The following is a 16,627-nucleotide window of genomic DNA, read 5'->3' as shown; positions in this document are numbered from 1 at the left end:
GGCCCGGTTCCCGGATGGGAGACCGGGCCTTCGTGTTTCCGCGAGCAGGTCAGCGGCGGTGCGACAACGGCACCCGAAGCACGGCCTCGGTCCCTCCGCGATCGCGCCGCTTCATGGAAAGCGACCCGCGCAGCTCCGACTCCACCAGGGTCCGCACGATCTGCAGCCCCAGGCCGTTCGACCGTTCCAGCGAGAAACCCTTCGGCAGCCCGCGCCCGTCGTCGGTGACGACGACGTCGAGCCACCGGGCCGTGCGCTCGGCGGAAACCGTTACGTCGCCGGAGACTCCGGGCGGGTACGCGTGCTCGACCGCGTTCTGCACGAGCTCGGTCAGCACCATCACCAGCGGGGTCGCCACCTCGGCCGCGACCACGCCGAACTGACCGGTCCGCCGCACCCGCACGTGGTTCTCCGCCACCGCCACGTCGCCGACGACCGGGATCACCTTGTCCACCAGCGAGTTCAGGTCCACCCGCTCGTCGACCGAAGTCGACAGTGCCTCGTGGACCATCGCGATCGCGGCCACGCGGCGGACCGACTCGCCCAGCGCCGCGCGGGCCTCCTCGCTCGCCGTACGCCGGGATTGCAGGCGCAGCAACGCCGCCACGGTCTGCAGGTTGTTCTTGACCCGGTGGTGGATCTCGCGGATCGTCGCGTCCTTCGACATCAGCGCGCGGTCGCGCCGGCGGACCTCGGTGACGTCGCGGACCAGGACCAGCGCGCCCGCCGCCTTGCCATCAGGACGAAGCGGCAACGCACGGAACAGCACGGCCGCGCCGCGGTGGGACTCGGCCTCCGCGCGCATGCTCGGCTGACCGTCCAGTGCGGCCAGAATCCGCTGCGCGATCTCCGTGGCGTCGAACGGATCCGCGATCAGCCCGCGCGTCAACGGCGCCAGCCGCACGCCGACCAGCTCCGCGGGGTGGCCCATGCGGTGGTACGCCGACTGCGCGTTCGGCGACGCGAACACGACCGTGCCGGTGTTGTCGAGCCGCACGAGGCCGTCACCGACGCGCGGGCTCGTGTGCACGTCCGCGGCCGGCTCCGAGGTGGGGAAGCTGCCGTCCGCGACCATCTGGCACAGGTCCGCCGCGATGCCCAGGTAGGCGATCTCCAGCGAGCTCGGCACCCGCGGGACCGCGATGTCGGTCTCCCGGGAGAGCACCGCGATCACGCGGTCGTCGTAGGTCACGGGGATCGTCTCGCGGCGCACCGGTACGCCCTGGTGCCAGCGCGGATCCTCCTCGCGGCAGATCCGCTGCTCGGTCATCGCGCGGCGCAGCTGCGGGTGGTCGGCGGCCGTCGTCGTGCTGCCGACGACGTCCTCGGGGTGCGCGGTCGGCGCGGTCGTGGCGCGGGCCTGCGCGACGCAGAGGTACTCGACGTCGGTCGAGCCGGGCGTGGGCGGCTCGCCGATCGGCACCCACATGAGCAGGTCGGCGAAGGACAGGTCCGAGAGCAGCTGCCACTCGGCGACCACCATCTGCAGGTGGTCCACCTCGCCACCGGAGAGCTTCGTGTGCTCGGCGAGCAGGTCGGAAAGCGTGGACAAGCCGGTAGGCCTACCTTCCGTGCAGGCGCCCGCCGCGGTTACGGCGCGTCGGTTCCATCCTGCACGGTCACGATGGTCTGCTCGACCACCACCGTCTTCCGGATCTTCTCGCGGAGCCGCTGCTTCAGCGCCTCCGGCGCGTGCTCACCGCCGCACTTGCGGGCCAGCAGCACCTTCAGATGCTCCTCGATGCCGAACTGCTCGAGGCACGGGCTGCACTCTTCCAGGTGCTTCTGCAGCAGCTCGCGGCGCTGGCCGTCGCACTCGTGATCGAGGAAGAGCCAGACCTCCGCCAGCACTTCGGAGCAGTCGGTCTCATGTGGTTTGCCGCAGCTCACGATCCGGTCACCTCTTGCTCGGTCGTACGCAGGAACCCGCGTTCCCGCGCGACCCCGGCCAGCAGGTCACGAAGCTGCCGGCGGCCACGGTGCAGTCGGGACATCACCGTGCCGATCGGCGTGTGCATTATCTCCGCGATCTCCTTGTATGCGAACCCCTCGACGTCGGCGAGGTACACGGCGAGCCGGAAGTCCTCCGGCAGCTGCTGCAGGGCTTCCTTGACGTCGCTGTCCGGCAGCCGGTCCAGGGCCTCGATCTCGGCCGAGCGCAGCCCGGACGAGGTATGGCTCTCCGCCTGGGCGAGCTGCCAGTCGGTGATCTCCTCGGTCGGCGACTGCTGCGGCTGGCGCTGCCGCTTGCGGTAGCCGTTGATGTAGGTGTTGGTCAGGATCCGGTACAGCCAGGCCTTGAGGTTCGTGCCCTTGGAGAAGGACTCGAACGCGGCGTAGGCCTTCAGGTAGGTCTCCTGAACGAGGTCCTCGGCGTCGGCGGGGTTGCGGGTCATCCGCAGGGCGGCCGAGTACAGCTGGTCCAGCAACGGCATGGCGTCCCGCTCGAACCGCTCTGCCCGCTGCTCCTCGGTCTCGACCGACGCGTCGGCGTGGGTCTCGGTGCTCGGCACCGTGCTCCCTTCGAGTTGGAACCATCCCGTGCCAGGAAGTTCACGGGACAGGGACGAGGGTACCCGGCGGCTTGAGGTCAACACGTGAGACGGAACGCCCCCGGTCGGCGCCGCATTCCCGCCGGCCTGCTCAGTCGAGCGGGCGCAGGATCCGGTCCAGCCACTCCTCGACGGTCCGCGACAGCGTCGTGGCTTCGCGCCGCAGCGAGTGGTCACCGGGTAGCACCATGATCTCGCGGTGCGGCGCCGGGCCCGGCATGCCGAACGGGTCGGACTCCCCCTGGACCACCAGCGTGGGCACGGTCACGCCGTCCAGCTCGGGCATCCGGCTCTTGTCCGGCTTGCCCGGCGGGTGGACGGGGAACGCGAGGCAGAGCACGCCGACGGCCTCCCCGTCGGCCGACGTCCGGCAGGCCACCCGCGCACCTGACGACCGCCCGCCGAACACGAGCGGCAGGTCGTGGAACCACTCCCCGGCGAGCCGGTCGGCGACCGCGAGCCAGGCCGTGTCGAGCTGGTGGGCCGGCGCCGGCGCGCGGCGGCCGGCCACCCGGTAGGGCTGCTCGACCAGCGCGACGTCCACGCCCGCGGCCCGCGCCCCCCGGCTGGCCGCGACCAGATCGGGGGCGCCGACACCCCCGCCCGCGCCGTGCCCGAGCAGCAGGCCGGCCCTCGCCTCGGGCGCGCAGTGCAGCTCGGCACGGGCCGTGCCGTGCGGGGTGTCGATCTCCATGATCATGCCGCCGAGCCCACCTCCCAGCCCGCCGCCGAGCCCGCCTCCCCGGAATTAGCCCTCACCATGGGTTGACGCCGTCCAGCTCGGCACGTACCTGTGGCTGGGTTGCGTCCCGTTCCCCTTGGGTGCGGTTGGCGGCCACGCGGTTCGGGCGATGTCATGCGCGTCCTTCGTCTCTAGAACAGCTTCGGGTCGTCCAGTTCCGCGGCCGGTTCCTCGCGGGCGACGAGCTCGGGCCCGTTGTTGCGGACGTTGTTGACCTTGCTCGACACCGGGCGCAGCTCGAGCTCCTCGATCAGCTCCAGGGACGGCTCGAGCAGGCCGTCGACCTCCTCCGCGTCCGGGTCGAGCCACGCCGCCCAGCGCTGCGGGGTCATGATCAGCGGCATCCGCTCGTGGATGTCGGCCAGCTGGCCCTGGGCCGCCGTCGTCAGGACGGCCGTGCTGACCACTGGCGGACCGTCCTTTTCCTTCGGGTCGCGCCACACGGTCCACAGGCCGGCGAGCGCGAGGCTCCGGCCGTCCGGGCGGGTCATGAAGAACGGCTGCTTGTGGCCGCCTTCCTTCTTCCACTCGAACCAGCCGTCCGCGGGCAGCAGGCAGCGCCGCTTGGCGAGCGAGGTCTTGAACGCGTTCGACGTCGCCGCCGACTCCGACCGCGCGTTGATCATCCGCGCCCCGATCGAGCGGTCCTTCGCCCAAGCCGGGATGAGCCCCCAGCGCATGACCCGCAGGCTGCGCTCGGTGCGGCTGTCATCGGCCTTGCCGTCGTCGTCGCGCGGGTGCCGCTGCACCACCGCGACCACGTCCTTCGTGGGTGCCACGTTGTGATCGGCCGGCGGCGCATGGTCCTCGGTCGCGTCGTACGCGTCGAACTCCGCGGCCAGCGTGGCCGGATCCTTCGCCGCGGCGTACCTCCCGCACACGTCAACCACCTCCGTTCGCGCCGACGTGCCGAATCGTGGCACGTCGCACCGACAGTGTGCACCGCAAGGGGCGGCATGCGGGATCATCGACGCATGAACCAGTGGCAGGCGCCCGTCGCGACCCAGCCCGTGCGGGCCACCGTGGCCGTTCCGGGCTCGAAGTCGATCACGAACCGGGCGCTGCTGCTGGCCGCGCTGAGCGAGGGCGGCGGGACGCTGACCGGTGCCCTGCGCAGCCGGGACACCGACCTGATGATCGCCGCGCTGCGGGCGCTGGGCGTGCCGATGACCGTCAGCGACGACGGAGCCGGTGACGGCGTGACGGTCGAGCCGCACGCCGGGCTGACCGGGCCCGCGGCGGTGGACTGCGGGCTCGCCGGCACCGTGATGCGGTTCGTGCCGCCCGCCGCCGCGCTCGCCGACGGCGAGATCCGCTTCGACGGCGACCCACGAGCCCGCGAGCGGCCCATGTCGACCGTGCTGGACGCGCTGCGCGCGCTCGGTGCGTCGATCGAGGGCGACGCGCTGCCGTTCACCCTGCACGGCAAGGGCAGCCTGCCAGGCGGCGCGGTGACGATCGACGCGTCGGCGTCGTCCCAGTTCGTCTCGGGCCTGCTGCTCGCCGGCGCCCGCTACGAGGCCGGCCTGACCGTCCACCACGACGGCAAGCCGGTCCCCTCGCTGCCGCACATCGACATGACCGTGCGGATGCTGCGCGAGACCGGTGTCACGGTCGACGACGCGACGCCGAACACCTGGCGCGTCGAGCACGGTCCGCTCGCCGCGCGCGACTGGCGGGTCGAGCCGGACCTGTCCAACGCCACCCCGTTCCTGGCCGCGGCCGCGGTCACGGGCGGCACGGTCACGGTGCCCGGCTGGCCGGCCGAGACCACCCAGCCGGGCGACGCGATCGGCGACATCCTCGAGCGCATGGGCTGCGTGGTGACCCGGTCCGCCGCGGGCCTGACCGCGACCGGCCCCGCTCGTCTGTCCGGAGTGGACATCGACCTGCACGACGTGGGAGAGCTGACGCCGACCGTGGCCGCGCTGGCGGCACTCGCGGACGGCCCGTCGGTGCTGCGGGGCATCGCGCACCTGCGCGGCCACGAGACCGACCGGCTGGCGGCGCTGGTCACGGAGATCAACGGGCTGGGCGGCGCCGCGCACGAGACCGAGGACGGCCTGGCGATCGACCCGTCGCCGCTGCGGAGCGGCACCTGGCACGCCTACGCCGACCACCGGATGGCCACCGCGGGCGCGATCGTCGGCCTGGTCGTGGACGGTGTCGAGGTGGACGACATCGCCACCACGGCCAAGACGCTGCCCGACTTTGCGGCCATGTGGCAGTCGATGCTGGACGGCGCCAGCTCGTGACCGGCCGGCGGCGGTCGGACTGGAACCGGCTCGACGAGTCCGACGTCCGCGTGCGGCCGGGGAAGGGCAGCCGGCCACGCACGAAGCGCCGCCCCGAGCACGCGGACGCCCGCGCGGCGATGGTCGTCGGCGTGGACCGCGGCCGCTGGACCTGCGCGCTGGACGGCAAGCCGGACCAGCTGATCGTCGCCATGCGGGCCCGCGAGCTGGGCCGGACCCCGATCGTCGTCGGCGACCTCGTCGACCTCGTCGGCGACACGTCCGGCCGGCCGGACACGCTCGCGCGGGTCGTGCGGGTGGCCGACCGCTCGTCGGTGCTGCGCCGCACGGCCGACGACAACGACCCGTACGAGCGGGTCGTGGTGGCGAACGCGCAGCAGCTGCTGATCGTGTGCTCGCTCGCGGATCCGCCGCCCCGCACGGGATTCATCGACCGCTGCATCGTCGCCGCGTACGCCGGCGGGCTGCATCCGGTGCTGTGCCTGACGAAGTCGGACCTGGCGAGCCCGGACGACGTGATCGCCGCGTACGCGGACCTGGCTCTGCCGACCCTGGTGACCCGCAGCGACCGCGAGCCGGACGAGGTGCGCGCACGGCTGACCGGCCAGGTTTCCGCGCTGGTGGGGCATTCCGGCGTCGGAAAGTCCACTTTGGTCAACAAGCTGGTGCCGGATGCCATGCGTGCCACCGGGGACGTGAGCGCGGTCGGCAAGGGCCGGCACACGTCGACGACCGCGGTCGCGCTGCCGCTGCCCGGCGGCGGCTGGGTGGTCGACACCCCGGGCATCCGGTCCTTCGGCCTGGCGCACGTGGAGCCGGACGACATCGTGGCGGCGTTCGAGGAGTTCGTGGAGCCGGCGGAGGAGTGCCCGTCCGGGTGCGGTCACCTCGGACCGCCGGAGGACCCGGACTGCATGCTGGACGTCGTGGTCGGGGAGGGCCTTGCCTCTTCGGGCAGACTCGCTTCCCTTCGCCGGCTTCTGGCCTCACGGGCCCGCCTCGACGAGTACGGTGACTGACCGACACGACTGACCGACATGAACGTGTGAACGTTAGGCTCGTCGGCGGAACGAGCCAATCCGAGGGGAGCAGGCATGCGCAGGATCGCGGCGTTGGGATCGGCGCTCGCGCTGACCGTGTCGCTGGCCGCGTGCGGCGGCACGACCGAGGGTAGCGCGACGGGCGCCGACGCGAACGAGGCGGCCACCAACCTCGTGGCGCTCGCCAAGCAGGTGGGTGACCGGACCGCGGAGTCCAGCACCGCGCACATGGTGTTCACCGGTGGCGCCGGCGAGATGCAGGTCAAGGGCGAGGGCGACATGAAGCTCGACGGCTCGGACCCGGCCATCTCGATGGACATGGACGCCGGGGGCATGGGCAAGATGGCGGTGGTCCTGCTCGACGGCGTCTTCTACATGAAGCTGCCACAGGGCCTGTCCCCCGGCGACAAGCCGTGGATCAAGATCGACTCCAAGGACAAGAGCAACCCGATGGCGCAGGCGCTCGGCAGCCTGACCGACCAGATGCGCCAGAACGCGGACCCGCGCCTGGCGCTGGAACAGTTCAAGGAGTCCGGCACGATCGAGTCGTCGGCCAAGGAAGACCTGAACGGCGAGCAGACGACGCACTACAAGATCAACGTGGACGTCCAGAAGCTGGCCGACACCCAGGACGACCCGACGCTGAAGCAGGCGATGCAGCAAGCGATCAAGTCGGGCCTGAAGGACTTCCCGGTAGACCTGTGGACCAACGCCGACGGCCTCCCGGTGCGGATGATCATCGACATGCCGACGGCGGACCCGACGAGCGGCAAGGCGGTCCCGGTGAAGGTCCAGGTGGACTACACGAAGTGGGGCGAGCCGGTCGACATCCAGGCGCCTCCGGCGGACCAGGTGGGCGAGTTCCCCGGCACCCGCTGACGGACGAGACAACGCCCCCGCCGAGGCGGGGGCGTTGTCCTGTGCGGACGATCACCGCGGCCGAGGCGGCCTCCGACCCCCGAGATCCAGCCTGGCGACGACCACCGACAAGCTCGGCGCGAACGCCTGAGACCTGTGGTCGAACGCCGCCGGCTCAGCCGTCGGGACGAGCCGCCGACCCCAGCCGTGGGACCGAGCCGTGGGGCCAGACCGACCGGCGGCCCGCCCCACGGCGTCCCCCTACTTCACCGCATACGCACGGATCACCGTCTGCGTCACCGAGTTCCCGTCCCGATCCGCTACCGAACCCCGCAACGAGACGAACGACGTGCCCGCCGGGTGGTCGACCGAGGCCAGCCACCCACCGTCGTGGCGGGTCAGCCGGACCGCGGACCACGTCTTCCCGTCGTCGTACGAGACCTCCACCCGTGGCTCATGGAGCCGCCCCGGCCTCGCGGAACCGTTGCGCTGCACGTACACCGGGAAGCGGAACCGGCCCGCCGGGGCCGCGTTCGACGAGTCCAGCTTCGGCGCGAACCGGACCGCCAGCAGCGGCAGCGGTGCCGGCGCCGCGCCGTCGACGTGTGCGGACCGGAACGTCCACTCCGCACTGACCGAAGTAGACAGCCCGCTGCCGGGTGCCGTGCCCGACGTGCGCAGGGTGTACGTGGCCGGCTCCGGCGGCAGGGTGAACTCGCCGAGGCCCGGGTAGTCGCTCGAGCCCACCGGCTGCCCGTCACGCAGCAGTTCGGTCGTGCCCTGCGCGGTCACGTCCCAGCCGTCGTGTGCCGGCGACTGGTCCGCGCGCAGCGGCAGGTCGACCTGGACCTCGTCGCCGAGGCGGGCGGCGTAGCGGTCCGGGTAGCCGTCGAACACCGGGAACGCCGGGCCGAGCACCGCGTGGTTCCACTGCTGATGGGCGACCTTCCCCTTCCGGTACGTCTGCCCGGTGGCCGTCGTCAGCACGGTGGCCGGGAAGTCGTTCGGATCCGCGGCCTCCATGAAGTCGTCGTACCACTTCTCGCCCGGCGTGTAGAACTCCGTGAGCCGGAAGGGCAGCTTGTTCGTCAGGAACTGGTCCCGGACGCCGAGCACCCCGGGCACGGCCGCCGCGTGGTCGGTGATCGCCTTCCCGAGCTGCCGGTCGTGCACGGTCCGCGTGAGTCCGGCCGGCACGGAACCGTCCTGGTGCCAGCGCAGGTGGTACAGGTACGGGCTGCCGTAGAAGCTGTACTGCCCCGCCGAACCGTCGGGCTCGGCGAGCTCACCCTCCACCTGGAACGTGAACGCGTCCGACGACGTCTTCGAGGGCGTCACGTACAGCCCGTCGAAGTTCGACATGACCATCGTCACGCCGGTCCCGCCCCACGGCGTCGACAGGCCGAACGAGAGCACCGCCCTGCCCAGCGCGGCGTCCGGCTCGTCCACGGTGAACCCGGGCCGCTTGCCGTCCCGCGCGTCGACCACGATCTCCGCGTCGCGGTCGACGACGTAGTCCGGCTCGACGTACTGCGTCAGCAGCCAGTCGTCGTCCCCCCGCGCCGTCTGCACGAACTCCTCGAAGTAGAACCGTCCCTTGGGCAGTCGCGCGACGACCGTGCCGGACTCGTCGTAGGGGAAGTACGCCTTCGGGTGGTCGATGTCGACGAACCGGAACGAGTACTCCGGCGTCGGCTTGCCGTCGTGGTCCAGCGACCTGACCGTCACGTCGTAGCTCTCCACCTCGCGGGTCACCGCGACCGGCGTGTGCACCGGGACCGCACCGCCGGTCGCGGTCAGCGAGCCGGTGTAGACACCGTCCGGCGCGGCGACGCGGGTGTCGATGGTGAGCGTGACCTCCGCGCGCCCGCCGGCCGGCACGGTGACCCGGCTCGGCGACACGGTGAACATGCCGGCCGGTGCGGCGCCGCCCGGTCCGGTCATCTCGCTCGCGACGTCCAGCGTCACCGGCTCGGCGCCCGCGTTGGTGTAGGCGAGCGTCTTCGCGATCGGCTGGTCGTCGTCGTGCGGCCACTGCGCGACCCCGGCGGAGACGCTCGCCGGCACGGTGGCGACCGTGCCGCGCACCGCCGCGGCGACGTCCACCCGGCCGGCTCCCTGCTGGAACACCGTGCCGTCGGTCGGCTTCGCGGTCGCCATCAGCGTTGACTTGAGCTGCGCCGCGGTCCAGTCCGGGTGCTCGCCGGCGACGATCGCGGCCGCGCCGGCCACGTGCGGCGTGGCCATCGAGGTGCCCGAGAGCGACATGTAGCCGTCCTCGGCGGGCTCGCCGATCGGCTGTGCGTGCGCGGCCCGCGCCGCCACGATGTCCACGCCCGGGGCGGTGAGGTCCGGCTTGATCGCGCCGTCGCCGAGGCGCGGGCCCGCGCTGGAGAAGTCGGCGAGCCTGTCCTCGTCGTCGACCGCGCCGACGGTCAGCGCGGCGTCGGCGGCCGCGGGGCTGCCGATCGTCTCCTCGCCGCCCGAGTTGCCGGCCGCGATCACGAACAGGGCGCCGGTCTGCTGGGTCAGCCGGTTCACGGCCTGCGACATGGGGTCGGTGCCGTCGCTGGGGAACGGGCTGCCGAGGCTCATGTTGATCACGTCGGCGCCGCTGTTCGCGGCCCACTCCATGCCCGCGATGATCCCCGACTCCTGGCCGCCGCCGAAGTCGTCGAGCACCTTTCCGTTGAGCAGCTTGGCATCCGGCGCGACGCCCTTGTACCTGCCGCCGGACTTCGCGCCGCTGCCGGTGATGATCGACGCGACGTGCGTGCCGTGGCCGAAGTAGTCGTCGGTGCCGGTCTCGCTGCCGGTGAAGTCCTTCGCGCCGGCGACCGCGTCGGCCAGGTCCGGGTGGCTCGCGTCGATGCCGGTGTCGAGCACCGCGACCGTCGCGCCCTTGCCGGTGTACCCGGCCGCCCACGCCTCGGGCGCGCCGATCTGCGGCACGCTGTGGTCCAGGCTCGCGCGGACCGGGCCGTCGAGCCAGATCTTGCGGGCCGAGGCGCCGGCACCCGCCCAGAACAGGGTGCTCTTGTCCGCGCGGACCGCGACCGCGGAGACGGCCGGCAGGTTCCGCGTCACCTCCGCGCCTGCCGCGCGCGGGGTCGCGCCCGCGTAGTCGACGATCAGCGGCAGGTCCCTGCGCCTGGCGTCGTCATAGCCGTCCCGGACGAGCTCGGTGACGTCGAACAGCCGCGGGTCGAGCTTGCCGGCCGCCAGTCGCGGGGCGACGTCCTGCGGCACGACGTGCACGTCGCCGTGCTCGTCGGTGCTGTTGAGGAACCTGACGTGCTCGCGTCCCTTCGCCCCCCGCACTACGACGCGCGAGCCGGCCAGCGTCACGCGGTCCCCGGTCAGCAGCGTGACCGTCCTGCTCGCGGCCGCCGGTCTGCTCGATGCCCCCGGTGCCCCCGCCCCCGACGCCGCGGCCGATCCGCCGAGCACCAGCGTGCCCGCGGCGGCGGTCGCCACGGCGAGTAAGCCCGCGACACGTGCGCGGGCTCGGTCGTGGATCATCCACCCTCCCAGAAGAGCGCGGCAGCACCTCACCGGCTGCCGCTGCGTCCAGTGATAAAGACACCAAATCCGCCGGCGAGGTTGTCGCACTCAACAAATCGCCTGGTTCGCGACGTTCTACGGTCACCTGTCCCCGACGAAGGGAGCTCCGGTGCGGGACCGCTTCGAGGCGTTCGTGACCGATCGGCTCGATCGTCTGCTGCGCTATGCCACCGCGCTGACCTGCGACGCCCATCTCGCGCAGGATGTCGTGCAGGACGTCCTGCTGCGCGCGCAGCACCGCTGGGCGCGCATCGAGTCGATGCAGGCGCCCGAGGCATACGTCAAGCGGATGATCACCAACGAGTACCTGTCGTGGCGCAGACGCCGCGCGGCTCGCACGGTCGCCTCGACGCACGGCACCCTCGACGCCCTCGGCACCCCCGTCGCCGACCCGGCCAACGCGCACGCCGAGCGCGACGCGATGCGCCACCGGATCGCGCGGCTGCCACGCAAGCAACGGGCCGCGATCCTGCTGCGCTACTACGAGGACTGCACCGACGCGGAGATCGCCGACCTGCTCGGCTGCAAGGCCGCCACGGTGCGCAGCCACATCTCCCGCGCGCTCGCGACCCTGCGCACCGACGAGTCCCCCTCGCTCAAGGAGGCCATGACATGACCGGCGACACGACCGGCGACACGACCGGCCGAACAGGACAGCTGATCCGGGAGGCGTTCGCCGCCGAGGCCGACCAGGCCCCGGACTCCCGGGCGATCCTGGCCGAGCTCTCGCGCGCCCGTCCGCCACGGCGCCGCACGGCCCTGGTCGCGGCGACCGTCGCGGTCGTCGCCGTCGCGCTCGCCGCGGTCGCGGTGCCGACGTTGCTGCACCGCAACACCCCCGCGGCCGGTCCGCAGGACCAGGACGTGCTGCTGCTGGGGCTGGACAGGTCGAAGAAGACCGAGCTGCTCATGCTCGCCCACCTCGACGGCGACGGCACCGCCTCGGTGGTCTCGCTGCCGGACATCATGCCGAGAGGGGACGGTTCCACGTACGCGCTGAACGAGGTGTACCGCGCCTTCGGCCCCGACCGCCTGCTCCAGGACGTCGCCAAGCTCACCGGCGTCCGTGTCGAGCACTACGCGGCACTGGACCTGGACGCGTTCGGCGACCTGGCCGCCGCGGTCGGCGGCGTGCCGGTGTGCCTGCGGAAGGCGACGAAGGACCCCGACTCCGGGGTGTCGTTCCCGGCCGGCACGCACACCATCACGGGTGCGAAGGTCCTCCCGTTCATCCGGCAGAAGGACGACGTCCGGCCGTACCGCGACGACGACACGGTCCCGTATCCCTACTTCGTCCAACGGCAGGAGGCGTTCCTGACCGGCCTCGCGAGCAAGGCCGGCGACGCCGACCCCGAAGCGGTGCTCGACGTGCTCGGCAAGCACCTGCGCACGGACGGGGAGCTGGACGTCCTCGGCCTCGCCGAACGAATCGCGACCGCCAAGGGCGTCCGGTTCATCGAGGTCGACGCCGGCCTGGACATGCCGATGGACACCGGAAGAGGCGGAACCGTGATCCCGCTCGTACCCGTACGGGCGTTCGTGCAGGACATGTTCGCCGGCAAGGCCCACCCGGGCGGGCCCCGCACGCCCGAGCTGAAGTTCAGCAAGCAGCGGTGCGTGTACTGAACACGGCGACGGGCCCGGCCGCCACGGCCGGGCCCGTCTGCGCGCGTCAGCCCATGTGCGGGTAGCCGTGGTCGGTCGGCGGGACGAACGTCTCCTTGACCGACCGCGGGCTCACCCAGCGCTGCAGGTTGTAGATCGAGCCGGCCTTGTCGTTGGTGCCCGAGCCGCGGCTGCCGCCGAACGGCTGCTGGCTCACGACGGCGCCGGTCGGCTTGTCGTTGACGTAGAAGTTGCCGGCCGCGAAGCGCAGCGCGCGGTGTGCCTCCTCGATCGCGGCGCGGTCCGTGGCGAACACGGCGCCGGTCAGCGCGTACGGCGTGGAGCTGTCGACCAGCTCCAGGACCTTCGCGTACTCGGCGTCGTCGAACACGTGGACCGCGAGGATCGGGCCGAACCATTCGGTGGTGAACACGTCGTTCATCGGGTCGCTGCCGAGCAGGATCGTCGGCTGGACGAAGTAGCCGACCGAGTCGTCGCAGCTCCCGCCGGCCAGCACCTCGAGCGTCGAGGTGCTCGCGGCCATCTCCAGCACGCCCTTGTGCTTGGCGAACGCCCGGTTGTCGATCACCGCGCCGCCGAAGTGGGAGAAGTCGGTGACGTCGCCGAACGACAGCGACTTCGTGACGTCGACCAGCTGCTCGCGCAGGCCCGACTCCCACAGCGAGCGGGAGATGTAGGCACGCGAGGCGGCCGAGCACTTCTGGCCCTGGTACTCGAAGGCGCCCCGGACGAGGCCGGTCGCGACCGCGGCGGGGTCGGCCGAGCGGTGCGCGACGACGAAGTCCTTGCCGCCGGTCTCGCCGACGATCCGCGGGTAGGACCGGTAGGTGTCCAGCCGCTCGGCCATCGAGCGCCACAGGTACCTGAAGGTCTTGGTGGAGCCGGTGAAATGCAGCCCGGCGAAATCCTGGTCGGCCAGTGCGACCTCGCTGACCGCGGCGCCGTCGCCCGTCACCATGTTGATCACGCCCGGCGGCAGGCCGGCGGCCTCGAGCAGGCGCATCGTGTAGTACGCGGCCAGCTGCTGGGTCGGCGAGGGCTTCCAGACGACCGTGTTGCCCATCAGCGCGGGCGCGGTCGGCAGGTTGCCGGCGATCGCGGTGAAGTTGAACGGCGTGATCGCGGTGACGAACCCGTCCAGCGGCCGGTGGTCGAAGCGGTTCCACCCGCCGGCCGCCGAGAACGGCTGCTCCTCGAGGATCCGGCGCGCGTAGCTGACGTTGTAGCGCCAGAAGTCGATCAGCTCGCAGGCACTGTCGATCTCCGCCTGCTGCACCGACTTCGACTGGCCGAGGATCGTCGCCGCGTTCAGCGTGTCCCGCCACGGGCCCGACAGCAGCTCGGCGGCACGCAGCAGGACCGCGGCCCGCTCGTCGAAGGGCAGGTCGCGCCACGCCGGCGCGGCGAGCTTGGCGGCGCTGACCGCGTCGGCCACGTCCTTGGCGGTGGCCTGCGCGGAGACGCCGAGGACGTGCGCGTGGTCGTGCGGCTGGACCACGTCGATCGGGTCGCCGCCGGCCATCCGCCGCTCGCCGCCGATCGTCATGGTCAACTCGTGCCGCTCGCCCTCCAGCTCGGCGATCCGGCGTTGCAGCGACTCGCGCTCGGGGCTGCCCGGCGCGTAGGCGTGGATCGGCTCGTTGACCGGCACGGGCACGGACGAAATGGCGTCCATGTTGTGGCTCGCCTCCCTGGTTTGGTCTCGGGCCGGCTCGTGACCGGCGGCTTCCGCCATCCTGTCACGACTCCGGTGTCCACCAGCCTGCCAGTGCGTCGACCTCGGCCTTGAACAGCAGCTCGGGGTCGACCCCGCTCAAGGCGAACTGGTTGGTGATCTCGAGGCTGATGACGCCGTGCAGCCGGCTCCAGACCGTCAGCCCCCAGTGCAGCTGCCGCGGGCTCAGCTCGCCGTAGCCCATGCGCTCGCCCCAGGCGGTGACCTGCCGGTAGAGCGCCGAGCGGCGGGGCTTCGCCGTGTCCGGGCCGGCGGCGGAGAGCAGCGCGGCCATCGTCCGGCTGGCGGCGGCGAGCGTGTGCTCGGGCGCCTCGTAGCCGGGCACGGGCGTGCCGAACAGCAGCAGGTAGCGGTGCGGCTCCGCCCTGGCCCAGTCGCGGATCGCGGTGGCCGCGGCGCGCAGCCTGCCGTTCCTGGCCCTGGCGAGCGCGGCCTCGACGGTGTCTGCCAGGTCGTGGTAGCCGTCCGAGATCAGCTCGGTCAGCAGGGCGTCGCGGTTCGCGAAGTACCGGTACAGCGCGGGGCCGGTGATGCCCATCCGCTTGCCGATCGCGTTGACCGAGATGCCGGCGAGGCCGTGCGCGGCCAGCTGCTCGAGCGCGATCCGCTTGGCCTCCTGGCGGGTCTGCTCGCGGTACTGCTCCCTGCGGTCCATGTCACCCTCCTTGACACGGCGACTCTAACAGCTTCTAATCGTTGTTAGAAGTTATAACTCCAGTGAGAGGGAGTCACATCATGGAGATCGTGCTGACGGGCGAGGGTGGCCCGGAGATGCTGCGGGTGACGTCCGGCGACGGGCCGGAACCCGGCAAGGGCGAGGTCCGGGTGCGGGTCGAGGCCAGCGGGGTGAGCTTCGCCGAGGTGCAGATGCTGCGCCGGCGCTACCCGCGCCAGCCCCGGTTCCCGTTCGTGCCGGGCTACGACCTGGTCGGCGTCGTGTCGGCGGTGGGCCCGGGCGTACGTGGCGTGCGGGTCGGTTCGCGAGTGGCGGCGATGACCCGTACAGGGGCGTGGCGGACCCACGTCGTCGTGCCGGCGTCCCACGTGGTGCCGGTGCCCGAGTCGCTCGATCCGGGCGTGGCGGCGGCCGTGGTGATGAACGGCGTGACCGCGTGGCAGATGGTGCACGACGTGGTGCGGGTGCGGCCGGGCCAGACCGTCCTGGTCCACGGCGCCGCGGGCGGGGTGGGGTCGCTGCTCGTCCGGCTGGCCGTGCTGGCCGGCGCCCGGGTGCTCGGCACGGCCTCGGCGGCGAAGCACGACGTCGTGCGCGCGCTGGGCGCCGAGCCGATCGACTACCGGGCGGGGCCGGTGCCGGCCGCGGTGCGCGCCCTGGCACCGGCCGGGGTCGACGCGGTGTTCGACCACGTGGGCGGGCGGAGCCTGGCCGACTCGTACTCGTTGCTCGCGGACGGCGGCATCCTGGTCAACTACGGCTCGGCGGCGAGCCTGCGCGACCCGGGCCACTGGCTGCGGCCGTACCTGGGCACGATCCGCCGCTTCACGGGCTGGTGGCTCGCGCGCGTGCTCGGCGGTGGCCGGGGCCGGCGGGCGACGTTCTACTACGTACGGTCCGGCCCCCGGTTCGCCGCCGCGCTGGCGGAGGTGTACGCCCTGGTCGCGCGCGGTTCGCTGGAGCCGACCATCGGGTCGCGGCTGCCGATGTCGGAGGCGGCGGAGGGGCTGCGGCTGCTCGTCGAGGGGCGGGCGAGCGGCAAGGTCGTGCTGGAGGCTTAGAGCAGTTCCAGCAGGAAGGGCAGCTCCTCGGTGGCGTACCAGGCGAGCTCGTGGTCCTCGGCGTCGCCGAGGGTGAACTCCGCGTCCGGATCGCCCAGGTCGGCGGCGTCGATCACCTCGGCGGCCGCGCGGACGGCGGGCTCGGCGTCCTCGGTGTCCAGGTGCACGGCGGCGACCTGCGACACCTGCACGGAGCCGGCGAGGCGGACGACGGCGAAGTCGAGGTCGGGGCGCAGCGTCGCGTCCTCGACGTCGGCGGAGATCACGGCGCGGCGGGGCAGCGTCAGCTCGGGGTCCTCGGCGAGCTCGCCGGCGAGCAGCCGCAGCGAGGCGCGGGCGGCCTCGGTCATGGCGGCGTACTCCAGCTCCTCGGCGGTGCCGGAGGCGTAGGACTCGCGCAGCGCGGGGGTGAGGGCGAACGCGGTGTCGCCGACTGCGGCCAACTCACCCTTGGCGTTGAGCGCGCGGAGCATGGTCACGGTGGCCGGTATGTACACCCTCACGGGTGGATCCTGGCA

General features: G+C 72.3%; 15 protein-coding genes. 6 read left to right on the top strand and 9 right to left on the bottom strand.

Annotated elements, in window-relative coordinates:
• Positions 1-49: 49 nt before the first annotated feature.
• From VH969_RS15315 to VH969_RS15295, 5 genes are all read right to left on the bottom strand, one after another.
• Positions 50-1,552 (bottom strand): sensor histidine kinase, encoded by a 1,503-nt coding sequence (locus tag VH969_RS15315; protein WP_331974559.1) that lies wholly within the window; start codon positions 1,550-1,552, stop codon positions 50-52.
• Between the two features lie 38 nt (positions 1,553-1,590).
• Positions 1,591-1,890, bottom strand: a complete 300-nt coding sequence (gene rsrA / locus VH969_RS15310; RefSeq protein ID WP_331974557.1) for a mycothiol system anti-sigma-R factor — start codon at positions 1,888-1,890, stop codon at positions 1,591-1,593.
• Positions 1,887-2,513 (bottom strand): sigma-70 family RNA polymerase sigma factor, encoded by a 627-nt coding sequence (locus VH969_RS15305; RefSeq protein ID WP_331974555.1) that lies wholly within the window; start codon positions 2,511-2,513, stop codon positions 1,887-1,889. Before VH969_RS15305 ends, rsrA begins: the two co-directional genes overlap by 4 nt.
• A 130-nt stretch (positions 2,514-2,643) precedes the next feature.
• Positions 2,644-3,252, bottom strand: a complete 609-nt coding sequence (locus VH969_RS15300) for an alpha/beta hydrolase family protein (protein WP_331974553.1) — start codon at positions 3,250-3,252, stop codon at positions 2,644-2,646.
• 173 nt (positions 3,253-3,425) lie between these two features.
• Positions 3,426-4,175 carry an SOS response-associated peptidase gene (locus tag VH969_RS15295; RefSeq protein WP_331974551.1) on the bottom strand — a complete coding sequence of 250 codons (750 nt, stop codon included), beginning with the start codon at positions 4,173-4,175 and terminating at the stop codon, positions 3,426-3,428.
• Between the two features lie 93 nt (positions 4,176-4,268).
• Between VH969_RS15295 and aroA the strand changes: the two genes are divergently transcribed.
• From aroA to VH969_RS15280, 3 genes are all read left to right on the top strand, one after another.
• Positions 4,269-5,549 (top strand): 3-phosphoshikimate 1-carboxyvinyltransferase, encoded by a 1,281-nt coding sequence (gene aroA, locus VH969_RS15290; protein ID WP_331974549.1) that lies wholly within the window; start codon positions 4,269-4,271, stop codon positions 5,547-5,549.
• On the top strand, positions 5,516-6,568 hold the full coding sequence (gene rsgA / locus VH969_RS15285) for a ribosome small subunit-dependent GTPase A (RefSeq protein WP_331974547.1): 1,053 nt from the start codon (positions 5,516-5,518) through the stop codon (positions 6,566-6,568). Before aroA ends, rsgA begins: the two co-directional genes overlap by 34 nt.
• A gap of 75 nt (positions 6,569-6,643) precedes the next feature.
• A complete protein-coding gene (locus tag VH969_RS15280; RefSeq protein WP_331974545.1) occupies positions 6,644-7,468 on the top strand; it encodes an SCO4651 family lipoprotein in 825 nt (274 codons plus the stop codon).
• Between the two features lie 240 nt (positions 7,469-7,708).
• On the opposite strand, the gene VH969_RS15275 is transcribed toward VH969_RS15280, so the two are convergent.
• The gene (locus tag VH969_RS15275; protein ID WP_331974543.1) at positions 7,709-10,969 is read right to left on the bottom strand and encodes a S8 family peptidase; all 3,261 of its coding nucleotides are present in this window, start codon (positions 10,967-10,969) and stop codon (positions 7,709-7,711) included.
• Positions 10,970-11,120: 151 nt separating this feature from the next.
• On the opposite strand from VH969_RS15275, the gene VH969_RS15270 reads away from it, so the two are divergent.
• Positions 11,121-11,627: a SigE family RNA polymerase sigma factor gene (locus tag VH969_RS15270; RefSeq protein WP_331974541.1), complete on the top strand. Its 507-nt coding sequence runs from the start codon at positions 11,121-11,123 to the stop codon at positions 11,625-11,627.
• Positions 11,624-12,637 carry an LCP family protein gene (locus tag VH969_RS15265; protein WP_331974539.1) on the top strand — a complete coding sequence of 338 codons (1,014 nt, stop codon included), beginning with the start codon at positions 11,624-11,626 and terminating at the stop codon, positions 12,635-12,637. Before VH969_RS15270 ends, VH969_RS15265 begins: the two co-directional genes overlap by 4 nt.
• 46 nt (positions 12,638-12,683) lie before the next feature.
• Here VH969_RS15265 and pruA read toward each other — a convergent pair whose 3' ends face one another.
• A complete protein-coding gene (gene pruA / locus VH969_RS15260; protein ID WP_331974537.1) occupies positions 12,684-14,312 on the bottom strand; it encodes an L-glutamate gamma-semialdehyde dehydrogenase in 1,629 nt (542 codons plus the stop codon).
• Between the two features lie 64 nt (positions 14,313-14,376).
• A complete protein-coding gene (locus tag VH969_RS15255) occupies positions 14,377-15,027 on the bottom strand; it encodes a TetR/AcrR family transcriptional regulator (protein WP_331974535.1) in 651 nt (216 codons plus the stop codon).
• Positions 15,028-15,107: 80 nt separating this feature from the next.
• On the opposite strand from VH969_RS15255, the gene VH969_RS15250 reads away from it, so the two are divergent.
• Positions 15,108-16,109: a medium chain dehydrogenase/reductase family protein gene (locus tag VH969_RS15250; RefSeq protein ID WP_331974533.1), complete on the top strand. Its 1,002-nt coding sequence runs from the start codon at positions 15,108-15,110 to the stop codon at positions 16,107-16,109.
• Here the strand turns inward: VH969_RS15250 and VH969_RS15245 are convergent.
• Positions 16,106-16,612 carry a DUF6912 family protein gene (locus VH969_RS15245; protein WP_331974531.1) on the bottom strand — a complete coding sequence of 169 codons (507 nt, stop codon included), beginning with the start codon at positions 16,610-16,612 and terminating at the stop codon, positions 16,106-16,108. The two genes, VH969_RS15250 and VH969_RS15245, sit on opposite strands and share 4 nt — an antisense overlap.
• Positions 16,613-16,627 lie beyond the last annotated feature (15 nt).

This window comes from Actinophytocola sp. (assembly GCF_036555685.1).
In the GTDB taxonomy this organism is placed as follows: Bacteria; Actinomycetota; Actinomycetes; order Mycobacteriales; family Pseudonocardiaceae; genus Actinophytocola.
This window is presented reverse-complemented; position numbering and strand designations above follow the sequence as displayed.